This window comes from Hydrogenophaga sp. (assembly GCF_011772445.1).
GTDB lineage: Bacteria > Pseudomonadota > Gammaproteobacteria > Burkholderiales > Burkholderiaceae_C > Hydrogenophaga.
Window position 1 is genome coordinate 38,198 of the sequence record NZ_WVZN01000046.1, and the last position, 16,296, is coordinate 54,493.

Annotated in this window: 17 protein-coding genes; 9 read left to right on the plus strand and 8 right to left on the minus strand. The window is 70.4% G+C overall.

Features of this window, described 5'->3' with window-relative positions; translation table 11 throughout:
• Positions 1 to 107: 107 nt before the first annotated feature.
• Positions 108 to 1,634 (plus strand): BCCT family transporter, encoded by a 1,527-nt coding sequence (locus GTO19_RS19140; protein ID WP_291023729.1) that lies wholly within the window; start codon positions 108 to 110, stop codon positions 1,632 to 1,634.
• Positions 1,635 to 1,706: 72 nt separating this feature from the next.
• Here GTO19_RS19140 and GTO19_RS19145 read toward each other — a convergent pair whose 3' ends face one another.
• The 4 genes from GTO19_RS19145 to GTO19_RS19160 all read right to left on the minus strand — a co-directional run bounded on the left by GTO19_RS19145 (position 1,707) and on the right by GTO19_RS19160 (position 4,769).
• Complete coding sequence (locus GTO19_RS19145; protein WP_291023731.1) at positions 1,707 to 1,994, minus strand: GNAT family N-acetyltransferase; 288 nt, start codon at positions 1,992 to 1,994, stop codon at positions 1,707 to 1,709.
• Positions 1,991 to 2,407, minus strand: coding sequence for an OsmC family protein (locus GTO19_RS19150; RefSeq protein ID WP_291023734.1), 417 nt, complete (start codon positions 2,405 to 2,407; stop codon positions 1,991 to 1,993). Before GTO19_RS19150 ends, GTO19_RS19145 begins: the two co-directional genes overlap by 4 nt.
• Before the next feature lie 3 nt (positions 2,408 to 2,410).
• Positions 2,411 to 3,586: an acyltransferase family protein gene (locus GTO19_RS19155; RefSeq protein ID WP_291023736.1), complete on the minus strand. Its 1,176-nt coding sequence runs from the start codon at positions 3,584 to 3,586 to the stop codon at positions 2,411 to 2,413.
• Positions 3,587 to 3,689: 103 nt separating this feature from the next.
• The gene (locus GTO19_RS19160; RefSeq protein ID WP_291023739.1) at positions 3,690 to 4,769 is read right to left on the minus strand and encodes a patatin-like phospholipase family protein; all 1,080 of its coding nucleotides are present in this window, start codon (positions 4,767 to 4,769) and stop codon (positions 3,690 to 3,692) included.
• Positions 4,770 to 4,838: 69 nt separating this feature from the next.
• On the opposite strand from GTO19_RS19160, the gene dinG reads away from it, so the two are divergent.
• The gene (gene dinG / locus GTO19_RS19165) at positions 4,839 to 7,055 is read left to right on the plus strand and encodes an ATP-dependent DNA helicase DinG (RefSeq protein WP_291023741.1); all 2,217 of its coding nucleotides are present in this window, start codon (positions 4,839 to 4,841) and stop codon (positions 7,053 to 7,055) included.
• 16 nt (positions 7,056 to 7,071) lie between these two features.
• On the plus strand, positions 7,072 to 7,542 hold the full coding sequence (locus tag GTO19_RS19170; RefSeq protein ID WP_291023743.1) for a CopD family protein: 471 nt from the start codon (positions 7,072 to 7,074) through the stop codon (positions 7,540 to 7,542).
• 48 nt (positions 7,543 to 7,590) lie between these two features.
• Here the strand turns inward: GTO19_RS19170 and GTO19_RS19175 are convergent, their stop codons facing one another.
• From GTO19_RS19175 to GTO19_RS19185, 3 genes are read right to left on the minus strand one after another with little or no spacing between them, the layout of a single operon-like run.
• Positions 7,591 to 8,613 carry a metal-dependent hydrolase gene (locus GTO19_RS19175; RefSeq protein WP_291023745.1) on the minus strand — a complete coding sequence of 341 codons (1,023 nt, stop codon included), beginning with the start codon at positions 8,611 to 8,613 and terminating at the stop codon, positions 7,591 to 7,593.
• Between the two features lie 55 nt (positions 8,614 to 8,668).
• A complete protein-coding gene (locus GTO19_RS19180) occupies positions 8,669 to 9,298 on the minus strand; it encodes a protocatechuate 3,4-dioxygenase (protein WP_291023748.1) in 630 nt (209 codons plus the stop codon).
• 43 nt (positions 9,299 to 9,341) lie between these two features.
• Positions 9,342 to 9,977, minus strand: coding sequence for a DUF502 domain-containing protein (locus GTO19_RS19185; protein ID WP_291023750.1), 636 nt, complete (start codon positions 9,975 to 9,977; stop codon positions 9,342 to 9,344).
• Between the two features lie 163 nt (positions 9,978 to 10,140).
• On the opposite strand from GTO19_RS19185, the gene GTO19_RS19190 reads away from it, so the two are divergent.
• On the plus strand, positions 10,141 to 10,458 hold the full coding sequence (locus GTO19_RS19190; RefSeq protein WP_291023753.1) for a hypothetical protein: 318 nt from the start codon (positions 10,141 to 10,143) through the stop codon (positions 10,456 to 10,458).
• Between the two features lie 3 nt (positions 10,459 to 10,461).
• Here the strand turns inward: GTO19_RS19190 and rsmI are convergent, their stop codons facing one another.
• A complete protein-coding gene (gene rsmI / locus GTO19_RS19195; protein WP_291023756.1) occupies positions 10,462 to 11,301 on the minus strand; it encodes a 16S rRNA (cytidine(1402)-2'-O)-methyltransferase in 840 nt (279 codons plus the stop codon).
• Positions 11,302 to 11,382: 81 nt separating this feature from the next.
• Here rsmI and GTO19_RS19200 point away from each other — a divergent pair, with 81 nt between their 5' ends.
• The 5 genes from GTO19_RS19200 to GTO19_RS19220 form a co-directional block, all read left to right on the plus strand.
• Positions 11,383 to 11,787 (plus strand): YraN family protein, encoded by a 405-nt coding sequence (locus tag GTO19_RS19200; protein WP_291023757.1) that lies wholly within the window; start codon positions 11,383 to 11,385, stop codon positions 11,785 to 11,787.
• Positions 11,788 to 11,814: 27 nt separating this feature from the next.
• Positions 11,815 to 12,435: an SIS domain-containing protein gene (locus GTO19_RS19205; protein ID WP_291023759.1), complete on the plus strand. Its 621-nt coding sequence runs from the start codon at positions 11,815 to 11,817 to the stop codon at positions 12,433 to 12,435.
• Positions 12,432 to 13,133, plus strand: a complete 702-nt coding sequence (locus tag GTO19_RS19210; RefSeq protein ID WP_291023761.1) for a BON domain-containing protein — start codon at positions 12,432 to 12,434, stop codon at positions 13,131 to 13,133. Before GTO19_RS19205 ends, GTO19_RS19210 begins: the two co-directional genes overlap by 4 nt.
• A gap of 168 nt (positions 13,134 to 13,301) precedes the next feature.
• Positions 13,302 to 14,993, plus strand: coding sequence for a ShlB/FhaC/HecB family hemolysin secretion/activation protein (locus tag GTO19_RS19215; protein ID WP_291023763.1), 1,692 nt, complete (start codon positions 13,302 to 13,304; stop codon positions 14,991 to 14,993).
• A 142-nt stretch (positions 14,994 to 15,135) separates the two neighbouring features.
• A partial coding sequence (locus GTO19_RS19220; protein WP_291023765.1) for a filamentous hemagglutinin N-terminal domain-containing protein occupies positions 15,136 to 16,296 on the plus strand: 1,161 nt, incomplete at its 3' end.

Consider the following 16,296-nt stretch of genomic DNA (forward strand, 5'->3'; position numbering starts at 1 on the left):
GATTGGACCGCCAGAATCGCTCCGATGCGCCGCGACGGGCGCCCTGAAAAAGACTTTTCCGCCGGGCAGGCGTGTATGGTGTGGTCCCGCATTCGAGGAGAAGAACCATGCAACTCATCGTCTCGGTCGGCCTGATCCTGGCCGTCGTCTTGTGGGGCGTGATCTCGCCGGCCTCGCTGGGCTCGGTGTTCGACACGCTGCTGGCCGTCATCACGCGCGACTTTGGCTGGCTCTACCTGTGGGTGGTGCTGGGCCTGGTGATCATGGCCCTGGTACTGGCCCTCACCCGCTACGGCGACCTCAAGCTCGGTGGCGAGGACGAAGAGCCCGAGTTCTCGCTCATGTCCTGGTTCGCCATGCTGTTCGCGGCCGGCATGGGCATCGGCCTGGTGTTCTGGGGCGTGGCCGAGCCGATCTCGCACTACGGCTCGCCGCCGCCAGGCATCGCGCCGCAGACACCCGAGGCCGCCAACGCGGCCATGCGCTACAGCTTCTTCCACTGGGGCCTGCACCCCTGGGCCGTGTACAGCGTGGTGGCGCTGGCCATCGCCTTCTTCCAGTTCCGCAGGGGCGGCTCGGCGCTGGTGAGCACGGCGGTTGAATCGCTGCCCTGGGGTTTCGCCAAGGGCCTGGGGCCGGTGGTCAACGTGCTGGCCGTCATCGCCACGGCCTTCGGCGTGGCGGCCTCGCTGGGCATGGGCGCCCTGCAGATCAACAGCGGCCTGGCCGCGCTCGCCGGCCTGCCGGTGAACCCGGCGTGGCAGGTGGGCATCATCGTGGTGACGACGGTGCTGTTCGTGGTGTCGTCGGTGTCCGGCGTCGGGCGCGGCATCAAGTGGCTGTCCAACACCAACCTTGTGCTGGCCGCGCTGCTGGCCCTCACCGTGTTCGTGCTCGGTCCCACGGTGGCCATCATCGACACCTTCACCACCACGCTGGGCAGCTACGTGAGCGAGTTCGTGCGCATGAGCCTGCGCACCACGCCCTTTCGCGACAGCGGCTGGGTGGGCGGCTGGACGATCTTCTACTGGGCCTGGTGGGTGAGCTGGTCGCCCTTCGTGGGCCTGTTCATCGCGCGCGTCTCGCGCGGGCGCAGCATCCGCGAGTTCGTGCTGGGCACGGTGCTGGCGCCCACGCTCGCCGGCTTCCTGTGGTTCTCGGTGTTCGGTGGCACGGCGCTCACGCTGGAGGTGATGCGCGGCCTTCCGCTGGCCGAGGCGGTGAGTGCCGACGTGTCCACCGCGCTGTTCGCCATGTTCGACGCGCTGCCGCTGGGCGCGCTCATGAGCGTGGTGGCCACGGTGCTGGTGATCGTGTTCTTCGTGACCTCGGGCGACTCGGCCACGCTGGTGCTCAGCATGATGAGCACGGGCGGCAATGAGAACCCGCCGGCGCGCGTGAAGATCATCTGGGGCGCGCTGATCTCCGGCATCGCGATCTCGCTGCTGCTCGCGGGTGGGTTGAAAGCGGTGCAGACAGCCACGATCGTGTTCGCGGTGCCCTTCGCGATGGTGATCGTGCTGATGGCGGTGGCACTGTGGCGCGGCGTGCGCGACGACTGGCGCGAGGAAGCCCGACGCGAGCGCGCGCTGCGCCGCCGCATGCGGGAGATGGTCGAGCCGCCGAAGCCCTGAGGAGGCACATTGCCGATGACACCCGAGGCCGACCCACGCAGTCGTCCTCCGACAGCCGCCTTCTGAGCGCGCTCAGACCAGCACGTCGCGGATCGACGGGTCCTTGTCGAACTGCGCCTTGGCGAACGGGCACAGGGCCACGACGCGCGTCTTCGTCTCGCGTGCCCAGGCCACCAATGCGTCGAGCAGCTGACGCCCCACCCCCTGGCCCTTGAGGCGCTCGTCGACGTGGGTGTGGTCGATGATGATCAGCGTGGGGTTGGTGCGGCTGTAGGTCATTTCGGCCAGGCGCTCGCCGTTCTGCTGGACGAAGAAGGCGCCGGTGGAGTTGGCTTCCTGGTGCTCGATGGGCTGGGTCATGGGGTGTCTGGGGTGGTGGCGATCCATTGGACCGGAACGCCTTGCCGCAGCGTGTTGTGCACCTCGGCCACCGCGTCGGTTTCGCGCAGCAGCCGGGCAATGGCGTCCGGGGATGCCGGCGACTGTACCCGGGCGTGATAGCGCACGTCGCGCGCCGCCAGGCCGATGCCCTCGAACTCGGCCTCGGCCCACACCTCCACGCGGTCCAGCGCCACCCCCAGGCGCGCGGCTTCGCGGTAAAGGTCGTTGCAGTAGCAGGTGGCCAGGGCGAGCATGAGGAACTCGCCGCCGTTGGTGGCGGAGCCGGCGCCCGAGGCCTTGGGCGCCACGTCCAGCGTGTGCTCGGCATCGCCGGTGCGCAGCACGACCCGGTGCTGGCCGGGTCGGTTCGTGACGCTGGCCGAGATCCGCATGCGTCAGGTCACGCGGTGCTCGCGGCCGCTTTCGGGCGATCGGCGCGGGTATCGCTTGCCATTGAGCAACTGGCCGATCCAGCCGTGGCGCACGAACAGCTCGTAGCTGCCCAGGCACACCAGCGTGGTGGCGGCGATGTTGATGAGCACCTTGGCTGTGACGGGCAGGCTCAGCTCGAAGAGCAGGGCGCCGAACAGGATGGTGAGCGGGTAATGCATCAGGTACACCCAGTACGCGCTGTCCGACAGGTAGCCCAGTACCACGTGGCGGCGGGGCACCAGGCGCAGCGCCAGGCCGATGGCGGCGAAGCTCCAGAGCCAGCTGATGCAGTGGTAGGCATAGGCCCAAAGGAGCATCGGGGCCTGCACAAGCGCGGCCGCGGTGGCCAGGAGGTAGCACACCAGCCCCCCCAGCGCATAGGCCAGCCAGTGGCGCTGGAAGAAGGCGAACAGCTCGGCCTGCCGCCCGTGCAGCATCAGGCCGAAGACGAAGAAGCTGCCGTGGTAGAGCCACTCGTTCCATTCGGGCAGGAAGGCGCCGGCGGGGGCGAGCACACCGCGCGGGTAGGCGGCGCTGGCCAGCATCAGCGGCAGCGCCAGCGCCACGAAGCCCCACGGTTGGCGCGCCAGCCAGGCCAGCGCCGATTCGATGGGCGCGAACCAGGCGCGCGGCAGCCGCCACAGCGCGGCCGTGGCCACGCAGAACCACAGCAGCATCCACAGGAACCAGAGGTGGATGGTGTTGGGGCTGTCCAGGATGGGCAGGCGCGGCACCACATGGGTGTCCAGTCCCCATTCGTCGCGGACCATGAGGTTCATGAAGAACAGCGCCGCCACGCCCGAGGCCAGCCACAGCAGCGGCCAGAACAGCGCGAAGGGCAGGCCCAGGCGCATCAGGCGGTGGCGCAGCAGGCCGTCCGGCCCCCGCGAGCGCACCAGCAAGGCAGCGAAGAAGCCGCCCAGGATGAAGAAGGCCGGCATGCGGAAGGCGTGGATGGACGACACCACCACGTCGGCGACCAGGGTGCGCTGGTCGTCGCGCCAGGCGTTGGGCATGCGCTGCACGGCGTAGATGGCCTCGACGTGCAGCACGATACCCAGCCACATGAGCAGCGCGCGCAGGTTGTCCAGCGCGTGCAGTCGGGTGCCCGTGTCGGCGGGCGGCGAGTGCTTACCCATCAGCGTGACCGAACGTAACAGGGGCGCAGACCTTATCAGCACTTGGGCGCTTGCGCTACCCCTGGCGGGGGAGACGCTCGCCGGGGTAGCGGGGACGCCTGGCTCAGTTCATGCCGGCCGCGTCCAGGTCCAGCGCCAGCGTGCCGCGCGTGCCGATGTCGGCGCGGTGCCGTTCGAGCCAGGCCTGGGCCGCCGCCTGGCCCTGCTGGAACAGACGCTCCAGAAAGGCCGCGTCGGTGCGCGTCTTGCTGCCCGCGCCCAGTGCGGCGAGTTCGGGGCCGCCATCCACCCGGTGCAACCGCAGCGCCGCGATGCGGCGAAACACCGGGCTGCGCAGTCGGCGCGCGGCCCAGCCCTCGGCGGCCAGGAGTTGCTTCAGCAGCACGATGTTGCGCAGCTCCTTGAGCAGGCTGGCGTTGAAGGTCACCTCGTTGATGCGGTCCAGGATGTCGTTGGCTCGCACCGGCAGCTCATCGCGCTGGGCGGGGTTGATCTGTACCAGCAGCAGGTCGTCGCCCGGGCTCTCCAGCACCAGCGGCAGCAGCGACGGATTGCCTGCGTAGCCGCCGTCCCAGTAGGCCTCGCCGTCGATCTCCACCGCCTGGAACAGCAGCGGCAGGCAGGCCGAGGCCAGGATCACGTCGGGCGAGAGCTCGTCCTGGCGGAAGATGCGCAGCTCGCCGGTCTTCACGCGCGTGGCAGCGATGAAGAGCTGCGTGCGGTGGCAGGCGCGCACGCGGTCGAAGTCGATGGTGTCGCGCAGGATGTCGCGCAGCGGGTTGAGGTTGAGCGGGTTGAGCTGGTAGGGCGAGGCCTGCGAACTGAGCCACTGCGCGTACGAGCGGATGGGTCCGAGCCAGGGCGCGGCCCAGGGGCTGTCGGGGTCGACCCACGGGGCGCCGGGCGCGTGGGCCAGGCCGCCGAAGGGGTTGATCTCGCCGATGCGTGTCCACAGCCGGCGCAGCGCGGCGCGCGCGCCTTCGCGGCCGCCCTCCATCAGGCCGCTGGCCAGGGCCACGGCGTTCATGGCGCCCGCGCTGGTGCCGCTGATGCCGGTGAGCCGCAGCGAGCGGTCCTCCAACAGGCGATCGAGCACGCCCCAGGTGAAGGCGCCGTGCGAACCGCCGCCCTGGAGGGCGAGATCGAGCGAGGTTTTCGCAGAGTGGGAAGGGAGCGTGGCCATGAGCCATTGTTGCACTGCAACATGCATCCGGGGTGAAAGCCCGGCTCTGGGACAATGCCGGGCTTCATGATGAACGCCGAGCCCCGCCACGACCAAGAGGACCTGCCCCAGGGGGCGCTGGCGCGCGAGGCCATCGCGCTGGCGGCGTTCGACCACATGGTCTCGCACGCCCCGGGGTTCCGGGCGCGCGCCGGTCAGCGCGAGATGGCGGCGTTCATCGCCGAGACCTTGTCGGGCGTGAAGCTGGGCGACGACAGCGTCTCGGGCGAGGCGGGCGCGCCCGACCGGGGCATCGCCGTGGTGCAGGCCGGCACAGGGGTCGGCAAGTCGGCGGCCTACGCGGCCACCGTGATTCCGCTGGCGCTGGCGCAGCAAAAGCGCGTGCTCATCAGCACCGCCACCGTGGCCCTGCAGGAACAGCTCATCAACAAGGACCTGCCGGCCCTGGCGGCGCTGATGCCGCAGCCTTTTGCCTTCGCGCTGGCCAAGGGCCGCGGGCGCTACGTCTGCCGACTCAAGCTCGACCAGCTCGCCGAAGGCGGCGCGCAGGACGCGGATCTGTTCGGCGAGGAAGCCGCAGGCGCGGCCAGCGCCGCCGCGAAAGACGACTGGGCCCAGCGCGCGCGCCAGTACGCGCAATGGACCATCGCGCTCGACCAGGGCGACTGGAACGGCGACCGCGACCGCCTGGACGAACCGCCCGACGCCGCGCTGTGGGCGCCCGTGGCGGCCGAGCGCCACACCTGCACCGCGCGCCACTGCCCGGCCTACAACAGCTGCAGTTACTACCAGGCGCGCAACCGCCTGGCGCAGGCGCAGGTGATCGTGGTCAACCACGACCTGCTGCTCGCCACCCTGGGCCTGCACGCCCTGCCGGCACCGTCCGACTGCTACCTCGTGCTCGACGAGGCGCACCACCTGCCCGGCGTGGCGCAGGGCCAGTTCACCTCGCAGATGGACCTGATGCGCCCGGGCTGGCTCGACCCCCTGCCCAAAGCCTTCGACGAGGTGGCGAAGGCCATTTCTCACCGGCACAACCTCGACGTGGCCGAGGCCGCGCGCGCCGCCAAGGCCGCCCTGGCCGAGCTCGCCCGCCTGGGCATGGACCTGCTGGGCCCGGCCGTGCGCGAGCTGCCCGCCGAGGCGCCGCCGCTGGTGCACCGCTTCGACGCCGGGCTGCTGCCCCCCGGCTGGACCGAGCCCCTGGGCAGCCTGCAGGCGCACGCGCATGGGCTGCTCAAGCTGGCCGAGGCCCTGGCCACGCAACTGCGCGCCAACGCGCGCGACAACCCCGGCGAGGCCGCGCGCAGCGCCGAGCACTACGCGCGCATCGGCCGCTTCGCGCCGCGCCTGCAAAGCCTGCACGAAACCGCGAGCCAGTGGCTGCTGATGGCCAGCGAGGGCGCGCCGCCCCAGGCCAAGTGGCTGCAGGCGCGCGTGGACCGCGGCCTGGTGGCCATGAGCGCGCACGCCTGCCCGCTGCAGCCGGGCAGCCTGCTGCACAGCCACCTGTGGCAACAGGTGCGCGGCGCGGTGGTCACCTCGGCCTCGCTCGTCACCTGCGGCGGCTTTGACCACTTCCTGCACGAGGCCGGCCTGGCCTGGGACGCGGCCGTGGCCACGCGCGAGGTGCAAAGCCCCTTCGACCACGCGAAGCAGGGCCGTCTGGTGGTGGTGCAGACCCGCGCCGACCCCAAGGACGTGGACGGCTACACGCGGGAAATGCTCGATCTGCTGCTGGCCGACCTGCGTGAGGTGAAGCGCGGCGCCTTGGTGCTGTTCACCTCGCGCGCGCAGATGCGATCGGCCCAGCAGTTGCTCGAGCGTGGCGAACACGCGCGTCTGCGCGAGCGCGTGCTGGCGCAAGGCGAGGCCTCGCGCACGGTGCTGCTCAAGCGGCACGCGCAGCGCGTGGGCGACGGCGAGGCGTCCATCCTGTTCGGCCTGCAGTCCTTCGGCGAGGGACTGGACCTGCCGGGCGAGCTCTGCGAGTGGGTGTTCATCACCAAGTTGCCTTTCGCGTCGCCCAGCGACCCGGTGGGCCAGGCGCGCGCGGAATGGCTCAAGAGCAAGGGGCGCGACCCGTTCAGCGAGCTGGTGGTGCCGGCCACCGGCGCCCGACTGCTGCAGTGGACCGGCCGCGCGCTGCGCACCGAGACCGACGAAGCCACGGTGGTCTGCTACGACGCGCGCCTGCTGCGCCAGGGGTACGGCCGGCGCATGCTGCAAGGGCTTCCGCCCTACCGGCTGCAGCGACGGCAGGCCGGGGTGACGGCGGACGTGTGAGGCATAGTGCACCCCCATGATCTACGCCGTTCTCAAACTCCTCCACGTCCTGTCCATCGTCTTCTGGGTCGGTGGCATGGCTTTCGCGCACTTGTGCCTGCGGCCGTCGGTGCAACTGCTGGAGCCGCCCGATCGCCTGCGCCTGCTGCAGGCGGTGATGAAGCGCTTCTTTGCCGGCGTGCTGCTGGCGGCGCTGCTGGCGCTGGCCACAGGCCTGTGGATGATCGGCCGCGTGGCGAAGGAGTCGGTTCAGGCGGGCGTGGACTTCGCCATGCCGCTGGACTGGACGGTCATGGCCACGCTGGGCATCGTGATGATCGCGATCTTCGGGCACATCCGCTTCGCGCTCTTCAAACGGATGTCGCGTGCCGTGCAGGCCAGCGACTGGCCGGCCGCCGGCGCGGCGATGGCCTCGATCCGCCAGTGGGTGCTGGTCAACCTGGTCATCGGCGTGCTGGTCATCGCCATCGCGCTGCTGATGAGCTGATCGCGGCGACCGGTATCGAACGCCGGTGCCGCTCGCCGGTCCGGGCGTTCAGCCGTCCTGCGCCGCCAGGCCAGGCGGCGGCAGGCGCTCGCCTTGCAGGCGCCGCCACAGCCAGTCCAGGCCCTTCTCCACGTCGATGCGCATGCCGTCCAGGCGCGCGGGGCGTGGGCCGTTGGCGCGCTCGGCTTTGGTGCCCAGATCGAAATGGAAGGTGTAGGTGGGCTCCTGGCCCATGCGCAGGTCGGTCACGTACAGGCGGCCTTCTTCTTCCTGCACGCGGAAGAAGCCGTGGGTGAAGGCGGCGATGCGCCGAAGGCCGTCGACCTTGGCGTGGTGTTCGGCCAGCGCGGCGCCGCGGTCGTAGCGGCGCCAGTCGATCGTGGTCGTGTCATCGAGCAGCGAGTAGTGGCCTTCGGCGTACCGCTCCGGCCCCATGGCCACCACCCGCCACAGCACGGTGTTGAAGGGCGCGGGCGTGACCAGCAGGCGATCGGCCGGGATGCCCTGCTCGCGCAGCGACTCGCGCGCCACCTGGGCCACGTGCTGCTGCGCGGCCACGCTCCACAGCAGGTAAGCGCTGCTGAGCAGCAGGCCGATGGCGTTGGCCTTGAGGCCGATGCGCGGCGCCGCCAGCGCGAACACCACGCCCACGATCAGCGGCACCGTGTAGGCCGGGTCGATGATGAACACGCTGCCCACGCCGAAGGGGTGGTTGGTGAAGGGCAGCAGCAGCTGCGTGCCGTACACCGTCATGGTGTCCAGCAGCGGGTGGGTGATCAGCACCAGCCACAGCGCGAGCCACCAGCGTCTGAACAGCGCGCCCTCGCCGTGCAGGCGCGAGACCAGCCAGGCCAGCAGCGGCGAGAACAGCGTCAGGTAGAACAGCGCGTGCGATTCGCCCCGGTGCAACACCATGTTGAGCACGGCGTCGCCATGGTCGATGAAGGCGTCGAGGTCGGGCAGGGTGCCGGCAATGGCGCCCCACAGGGCCGATTTCCACACGGCGGTGCGCCGGCCCATGACGGCGACGGCCACGGCCGAGCCGAGGGCGATCTGGGTGAGTGAATCCATGATGGGCGCCGATGGTATCGGCCCCCACGCCGCTGCGCGCGGGTTGCCGTGCCTCTCAGGCCTGCACGACGATGGGAAACCTGGCCTTCACGCCCTCGCCATCGGGCTCGAACGGCCGCGTCAGCGCCGCGCGGCCGGACTCGTCGAGCCGGCGCCAGAGGCCGTCGCGCTCGTTGCCCGGGTCACCGTGCACGTAGAGCTGGGTGGTGAGCAGCTCCATCCGGTCCAGCTTCACCTTCACGTGGATGTGCGGCGTGCGCCCGCTGTAGGGCACGGGTCGGATGGTGCGGAAGCGGTAGCGGCCCTCGCGGTCCACCGCCACGCGGCCAAAACCCTGGAAGGCCGGGTCGGCGCGGTTGCCGTCGCCCGGGTGGTGGTAGTGGCCGGCCTCGTCGCACTGCCAGATCTCGACCACCGCGCCCTGCAGCGCGCGGCCGTCGAGGTCGACCACCGTGCCCTCCACCCGGGCGGCCTGGCCCTTGCCGTAGCGCACCTGGCCGTTGCGCAGCAGGTCGGCGTCGGTGTCGGCGGGCAGCGCCACGGGGTAGAAGGGGCCTTCGGTCTGGCGCGGGGTGGGGCGCAGGCCGGGCTTCTGCGCCACGGCCGGGCTCAGCCAGGCGGGCGCGGCGATGAGCGCGGCGCTGCCCAGCAGCAGGGAACGGCGGGTGCGGGCGGACGTGGCCATGGCGCTTCGAAGCGGTTCGGGCCGGCGAGTTCCGCGCGGAGGCTCAGTAGGGCTCGCGCCCCGGTTCGGGCGAGGGCTCGCGGATGTTTTCCCGGGCCGAGGACATCCAGGCGATCAGCGAGGAGCGCATGGCCTCCTCCACCGACATGTCCACCGGCGTGACCCAACTGCGCGGCACGAAGACCGTGTAGCCGCCGATCATGTAGCCCATGGGCAGGTAGACGGCGACCTGATCGAGCTCGCCGAGGGCGCCGGGCAGGCCGGCGAAACTCTGGCGCGTCACCAGGCCGACGATGGACATCTCGCCGCCGGGCGCGCGCAGCAGCACCACCTGCTGCTGTGGCTGGTCCTTGTCGTGGGGCGCGAAGTAGTCGGCGAAGTTCTTCAGCGAGGAGTAGATGCTCTTGACCACCGGCAGGTTGGTGAAGGGCAGTTCGGCGATCGACAGCACGCGCGTCACTTCGGGACGCGAGACCAGCACGCCCAGCCCGAAGATCAGGCCCACCAGCAGCACGATGCCCAGGCCCGGCAGGTAGAAGTCGCCCAGGAAGGGGCTGAACAGGGCGCGGGCCAGCGACTCGGTCCACACCACCAGCAGGTACAGCAGGTACAGCGTGAGCGCGGCCGGCAGGAAGGTGATCAGGCCGCGCAGGAAGGTTCGGGTCAGCGTCGTTTTCATGGGTGTGGGATGGGTCCGGGGGAGAATAGCAGTCCCCGGTGGCCAATGAGCGGCACCGACAGGTGGCGCTTGCAATGGCCGTGCCTGTCCCCAGGTGCGGGTTTCATTCGCTTTTCCCTCACGGGACGCCGGAACTCACGTGACCCCTTCCGCTCTTTCTCCCATGAATGCATTCGCCGATCTGTTGGGCCGTGTGGCGGGCCTTGTGCTGCGCCTCGCGCTGGGCCTGGCGGCGGCGGTCTTCCTCATCAGCCTGTTGCTGGCCTCGGTGCTGGCGGTGGCGGGGATGTCGTTGTGGGCCCTGATCACCGGGCGCCGGCCCGCGCCGCTGGTGGTGTTCGGCCGCCTGCGCGAGCGCTCGCGCCAGTACTCGCAAGGCGTGTGGCGCGCCGGCCCGGCGTCGTCGAACACTGCGCCGCGCGGTGAAGTGGTGGACGTGGAGGCCCGGGAGGTCGACGAGCCGCGCCGGCCTCAGGGTTGAGCCCTAGTTCTTCGACGCGCCTCGGCGCGCCAGCGCGGCGTCGTACAGCGCGTTGCGCGGTGCGCCGGTGATGTCGGCGGCCGCCTTCACGGCCGCCTTGAGCGGCAGGTCCACCAGCAGGCGGTCGAGCACGCGCAGCGCGGCCTCGGGCAGCGCGCCTCCGTTGTCGGTGTCGCGCTCGCGTGGGTGCACCAGCAAGGCGAATTCGCCGCGCGTGCGGTGGGCGTCGGCGGCCAGCCAGGCGGGCAGGGCGTCAGCGGGCAGGTGCGCCACTTCCTCGAACTGTTTCGTGAGCTCGCGCCCCAGCGTGACCGGGCGCGGGCCCAGCGCCGCCGCCAGATCGCGCGCCAGCGCCTCCATGCGGTGCGGTGCCTCCAGCAGCGCACAGGCTTGCGGGTCGTCGGCGATGGCCTGCAGCGCGCGCTGGCGCTCGGCCCCCTTCACCGGCAGGAAGCCCGCGAAACGGAAACTGCCGTCCCAGCCCGCGTGGCCGCTCACGCTCAGCAGCGCGGTGAGGCTGCTCGGGCCAGGCACGGGCACACAGCGCAGGCCCGCGTCGCGCACGGCCGCCACCAGGCGCGCGCCGGGGTCGCTCACGCCCGGTGTGCCGGCGTCGCTCACGTAGGCCACGCGCTGTCCTTCGCGCAACAGCGCGATCACGCGTTGCGCGGCCTCGCTCTCGTTGTGCTCGTGCGCGGCGATCAGCGGTTTGTGCAGGCCATAGGACTGCAGCAGCGAGGCGGTGTGGCGCGTGTCTTCGCAGGCCACGCTGTCCACCAGATCGAGCACATGCAGCGCGCGCAGGCCGATGTCGGCGCGGTTGCCGATAGGGGTGGCCAGCATGTACAGCGTGCCCTGGGGAAAATGCTGCGCACCCGCCGCGGCGCGCGCGGCGTGAAGCAGTTCAAGGACAGGGGGTGACACGTGCGGTGGTTTCAATCAGAGGCGCCCAAGGCGACGCGCGAGGCGGGCCAACGGGCCGAGGACAGGGCCCTGGCGCACCTGCAGCGCCAGGGGCTGCGGCTGGTGCAGCGCAACTTCCGCACGCCTGGGCGCGGTGGCGGCGAGATCGATCTGATTATGCGGGAGCCCGACGGCACGCTGGTCTTCGTCGAGGTGCGGCAGCGCCGCTCCGGGGCCTACGGCGGCGCGGCCGCGAGCATCGGCCTGGCCAAGCGCCGGCGCATCGTGTTCGCGGCGCGGCACTTTCTGGCGCGGCAGCGGTCCATGCCACGTATGCGCTTCGACGCCGTGCTCATCGACGGCGACGGTGGCGAACTTCAATGGCTGCGCGCCGCATTCGACGCCGGCGACGCTTTTGCTTTTTGACACGAAACCCACGGCTATCATCACCCCATGCTCTTGCAGCGCATTCAGCAGCAATTCATCGACAGCGCCGACCTCAAGTACCAGAGCGCACCGGCCCTGGCCCCTGTGGTCGAGGCCGCGGTGTCGGCCTTGTTGGCCGGGCTCACCGGCGGCGGCAAGGTCCTCGCCTGCGGCAACGGCGCCGGTGCCGCGCTGGCCCAGCAGTTCGTGGTGCACATCCTCGGCCGCCACGAGCGCGACCGCCCCGGGCTGGCCGCGCTTTCGCTGGCGGCCGACGCCGCCGTGCTCACCGGCATTGCCAACGACTTCGACGGCCGCCAGATGTTCGCGCGCCAGGTCCACGCCCTGGGCCTGGCGGGTGACGTGTTGCTGGTCGTCAGCCCCGACGGCCAGGCCGGCAATCTGGTGGCCGCCATCGAGGCCGCGCACGAGCGCGAGATGACCGTGGTGGCCCTCACCGGCGCGCGCGGCGGCCGCGTGGCCACCCTGTTGCGCGACACAGACGTGCACATCAGCGTGCCCCACGAGCAAGCTTCGCGCGTGCTCGAGGTGCAGTTGCTTGTGCTGCATTGCCTGGCCGACGGCCTGGACTCCCAATTGCTCGGCCTGCCCGATTCCACCCCCATCGACACGGAGAACCCCGCATGACCAAGCCTCAAGCTTCCACGACCCGATCCCGCCTGGGCACCGCCGTGCTGGGCGCGGTCGGCTTCACCGTCCTGCTGTCCGCCTGCGCGCCGCTGGTGCTGGGCGGTGCGGCCGTGGGCACGGCGCTGGTGGCGTCCGACCGCCGCAGCTCGGGCACCCAGCTCGAGGACCAGACCATCGAAATGCGCGCGAGCAGCCGCCTGCGCGATCAGCTTGGAGGCCGCGCCAACGTTTACGTCAACAGCTACAACCGCCAGGTGCTGCTCACCGGCGAGGTGCAGAACGACGCCGCCAAGGCCCAGGCCCAGAGCATCGTCTCGGGCGTGGACAACGTGCGCACCATCGTCAACGAGCTGCAGGTGATCAATTCTCCGGGCTTCTCGCAGCGCACCTCCGACACGCTGATCACGGGCCGCGTCAAGGCCGGCTTCGTGGACGCGCGCGACATTCCCACCACCGCCATCAAGGTGACCACCCACAACAACGTCGTCTACCTGATGGGGCGCGTGACGCCCAAGGAAGCCGAGCGCGCCACCCACGTGGCCCGCAACGTGGACGGCGTGCAGCGCGTGGTGCGGGTGTTCGAGGTGATGTCGGAAGATGAGCTGAAGCGCCTGGCGCCGGAGCCGGCGGTGCAGCCGTCGAGCGGGACGCAGCAGCAGCCGGCCGCGCCGGCCGGCACCGCGCCGCGTCAATAGGCGTGACGGGGCGCAACGCCCCGAGCTCCAGGGGGGGCCGTTCGCGACAGTGGGCGATGCAGGCGCACCGGCCCACGGGCGAATGGCCGATCCAGCGTACCCCCCACCGGTTTTCACGGCGCGAAGCGGTTGTAATGCGCGTCCTTTCAGGACCGCCTACCCCGCTCTGTGCTTCGCTCGCTCGCCTTTGTCCTTTATCTGCTCGCCGCGCCTGGCTGGGCGCAGACCGCTAGCGATACCGCCTCGCGCGACCAGATCGAACACCGACGCGCCGCTGAACGCCAGCAGCGCCAGCGCGAGATGCTTCAGCGTGGAGCCGATGTGCGTGGCGCAACCGATGCCCCCCTGGCGCCGCTGGAGTGGCCTGCGCAGGAAACGCCGTGCTTTCCCATCCGGGACATCGTTCTGACAGGTGCCGGGAGCGATCGCTTCCGGTTCATCCTCCAGGACCTCATCGCCGGCCCCGACCCGGCTATCGGCAGGTGTCTGGGCGCCAAGGGGGTGGACGTGGCCGCCGAACGCGCGCAGCGGGCGCTCGTCGCTCACGGCTACGTCACCACGCGCCTGCTGGTTCAGCCGCAGAGCTTCGACGCCGGGCGCCTCGTCCTGAGCGTGGTGCCCGGCCGCCTGCGCGCGTCGCGCTTCGCCGATGGCACCAGCGCGCGAGCCACCGCCATCAACGCCGTGCCCGCACGACCGGGCGACATCCTCAACCTGCGCGACATCGAACAAGCGCTGGAGAACTTCAAGCGCGTGCCCTCCGTCGAGAGCGAAATCGTCATCGAGCCGGCCGTGGCACCCGACGAAAGCGACCTCGTGATCGCCTGGCAGCAGTCGAACCCGTTGCGCTTGAATGCCTCGCTCGACGACAGCGGCACCCGGGCCACTGGCCGGTACCAGGGCAGCGTCACCGTGAGCTACGACCACTGGTGGACGCTCAATGACTTGTTCTATGTGACCTACACCCACGACCTGGGTGGCGGCGTGCCCGGCATTCGCGGCACCAACGGCAAGACCGTGCACTACTCGTTGCCCTGGGGGCGCTGGCTGCTCGGGTTCACGGCGTCCCACAGCAACTACCACCAGAACGTGGCCGGGCCGTTCGAGATCTTCACCTACAGCGGCTCCAGCGACAACGCGGACCTCACCCTCTCGCGAGTGCTGCATCGCGACGCTCGCGGCAAGACCAGCCTGAGCCTGAAGGCCTGGGCCAGGCGCTCCGACAACTTCATCAACGACGCCGAGGTGGAACCGCAACGCCGCGCCACCGGCGGTTGGGCGCTCGGCCTCGCCCATCGGCAGGCGTTCAACCACGCCACACTCGACCTGCAGATCGAGCACCGTCGTGGCACTGCGGCCTTCAATGCGCGGCCGGCGCCGGAAGAAGAATTCGCCGAGGGCACCTCGCGCCTGCGCGTGACCTCCTTCGACGCCAGTCTGCAGGTGCCATGGCGACTGGCCGACAGGCGTGGGCGCTACCAACTCTCGCTGCGCGGCCAATGGAACGGCACCCCGCTCGCCGCGCCGGACCGCTTCGCCATTGGCGGGCGCTACACCGTGCGAGGCTTCGACGGCGAGACCAGCCTGTCCGCTGACCGTGGTCTGCTGATGCGCAACGAGTTCGCCGTAGCAATAGGCGACACCGCGCACGAGGCGTACGTCGGCATCGACTATGGCCAGGTCAGCGGTCCTTCCGCTGAATGGCTGGCGGGCGATCACCTGGCGGGCGCCGTGCTTGGCATTCGCGGCGGTGCCGGTGTCCTCGCTTACGACGTCTTCGTCGGCCGCCCGATCAGCCGCCCCGCGGCCTTTCGCCCCACGCCCGTCGTGGCCGGCTTCAGCTTGAGCGCTTCGTTCTGAGGCCGGCGAACGACAGTTTTGCTGATGTATTCATGAAGCCTGGCTGAACTACCGCTGCTGCGGTATGTCGGACGCGCGCTCTTCCTGATGTCATCGCCCGAACCATGCGTGGGCACGGCGATTGACATCAGGGGGGGAGCAAGTGAAGAAGAAGCAAAAGCGCAAGCCCGCGCACGGGCTGCCCTGCGCCCTGCATTGGATCGTGGCACTGGCCTTGAGCAGCCCGCTCACCAGCCGCCAAGCCTGGTCGCAGATCATCACCGACCGCAATGCCCCCGGCCAGCTCCGCCCCACGGTGCTCTCCACCGCCAACGGCGTGCCCTTGGTCAACATCCAGACCCCCAGTGCTGGCGGCGTTTCGCTCAACCGCTACAGCCAGTTCGACATCGGCCCTCAAGGCGCCGTTCTCAACAACAGCCGCAAGGGCGCATCCACTCAGATCGGCGGCGCAGTTCCGGGCAACCCGCACCTGGCCACCGGCTCCGCCCGCGTCATCGTCAACCAGGTCAACTCCCAGCACCCCAGCCACCTCAATGGCCCCATCGAAGTCGCCGGTCAGCGCGCCGAAGTGATCGTTGCCAACCCCGCGGGCATCCGCGCCAACGGCGCCAGCTTCATCAACGCCCTGGGCGCCACGCTGACGACCGGCGTCCCGGTGATGAGCAACGGCCACCTGGACGCGTTCCGTGTCACGCAGGGCATGGTCAGCATCGAAGGCCTGGGCCTGGACCTCAGCGGCGCCGACCACGCCCGCATCCTCGCGCGGGCCATTGAAGTCAACGCCGGCCTCTGGGCCGATCACCTCACCGTGCTCACCGGCAGCAACGAAGTCAAGGCCCTGGCCTCGGGCGCCGACGCAACGGCCACCCCCATCGCCGGCACCGGGTCCGCACCGGACTTCCTGCTCGACGTGGCCGCCATCGGCGGCATGTACGCCCGCCACATCTTCCTGCGAGGCACCGACAAAGGCCTGGGCGTCAACCTGGACGGCACCCTGGCTACCCGGAAAGAGATGGAACTGCTCACCGATGGCCGCCTCGTGGTCAAGGGCAGCGTGCACAGCGACGGGCACCTGAGCGTCAAGGCCGCCGGCATCGACAACGCAGCCGGCGCCCAGATCGTGGCCCGCCAGGGCTTGTCGGTGCAAACCCCGGGCGAGCTGAACAATGCCGGCCTGGTCGACGGCGCCAACGTGAGCGTTCAGGCGGCGCTTGTTCACAACACGGGTCGCCTCTACGGCGACCAGCTCGCCATCAGCGCCGAGCGCGTGGTCAATGCCGAGAACGCCGTCATCGCCGCGCGA

What these genes read in the sequence shown, in the direction of transcription:
- GTO19_RS19150 (WP_291023734.1), bottom strand. Translation starts at nt 2,407, where the DNA reads ATGCGGATCTCGGCCAGCGTCACGAACCGACCCGGCCAGCACCGGGTC.
- GTO19_RS19180 (WP_291023748.1), bottom strand. Translation starts at nt 9,298, where the DNA reads ATGGCCACGTCCGCCCGCACCCGCCGTTCCCTGCTGCTGGGCAGCGCC.
- GTO19_RS19160 (WP_291023739.1), bottom strand. Translation starts at nt 4,769, where the DNA reads ATGGCCACGCTCCCTTCCCACTCTGCGAAAACCTCGCTCGATCTCGCC.
- GTO19_RS19175 (WP_291023745.1), bottom strand. Translation starts at nt 8,613, where the DNA reads ATGGATTCACTCACCCAGATCGCCCTCGGCTCGGCCGTGGCCGTCGCC.
- GTO19_RS19155 (WP_291023736.1), bottom strand. Translation starts at nt 3,586, where the DNA reads ATGGGTAAGCACTCGCCGCCCGCCGACACGGGCACCCGACTGCACGCG.
- GTO19_RS19140 (WP_291023729.1), top strand. Translation starts at nt 108, where the DNA reads ATGCAACTCATCGTCTCGGTCGGCCTGATCCTGGCCGTCGTCTTGTGG.
- dinG (WP_291023741.1), top strand. Translation starts at nt 4,839, where the DNA reads ATGAACGCCGAGCCCCGCCACGACCAAGAGGACCTGCCCCAGGGGGCG.
- GTO19_RS19190 (WP_291023753.1), top strand. Translation starts at nt 10,141, where the DNA reads ATGAATGCATTCGCCGATCTGTTGGGCCGTGTGGCGGGCCTTGTGCTG.
- rsmI (WP_291023756.1), bottom strand. Translation starts at nt 11,301, where the DNA reads ATGCTGGCCACCCCTATCGGCAACCGCGCCGACATCGGCCTGCGCGCG.
- GTO19_RS19205 (WP_291023759.1), top strand. Translation starts at nt 11,815, where the DNA reads ATGCTCTTGCAGCGCATTCAGCAGCAATTCATCGACAGCGCCGACCTC.
- GTO19_RS19170 (WP_291023743.1), top strand. Translation starts at nt 7,072, where the DNA reads ATGATCTACGCCGTTCTCAAACTCCTCCACGTCCTGTCCATCGTCTTC.
- GTO19_RS19145 (WP_291023731.1), bottom strand. Translation starts at nt 1,994, where the DNA reads ATGACCCAGCCCATCGAGCACCAGGAAGCCAACTCCACCGGCGCCTTC.
- GTO19_RS19210 (WP_291023761.1), top strand. Translation starts at nt 12,432, where the DNA reads ATGACCAAGCCTCAAGCTTCCACGACCCGATCCCGCCTGGGCACCGCC.
- GTO19_RS19185 (WP_291023750.1), bottom strand. Translation starts at nt 9,977, where the DNA reads ATGAAAACGACGCTGACCCGAACCTTCCTGCGCGGCCTGATCACCTTC.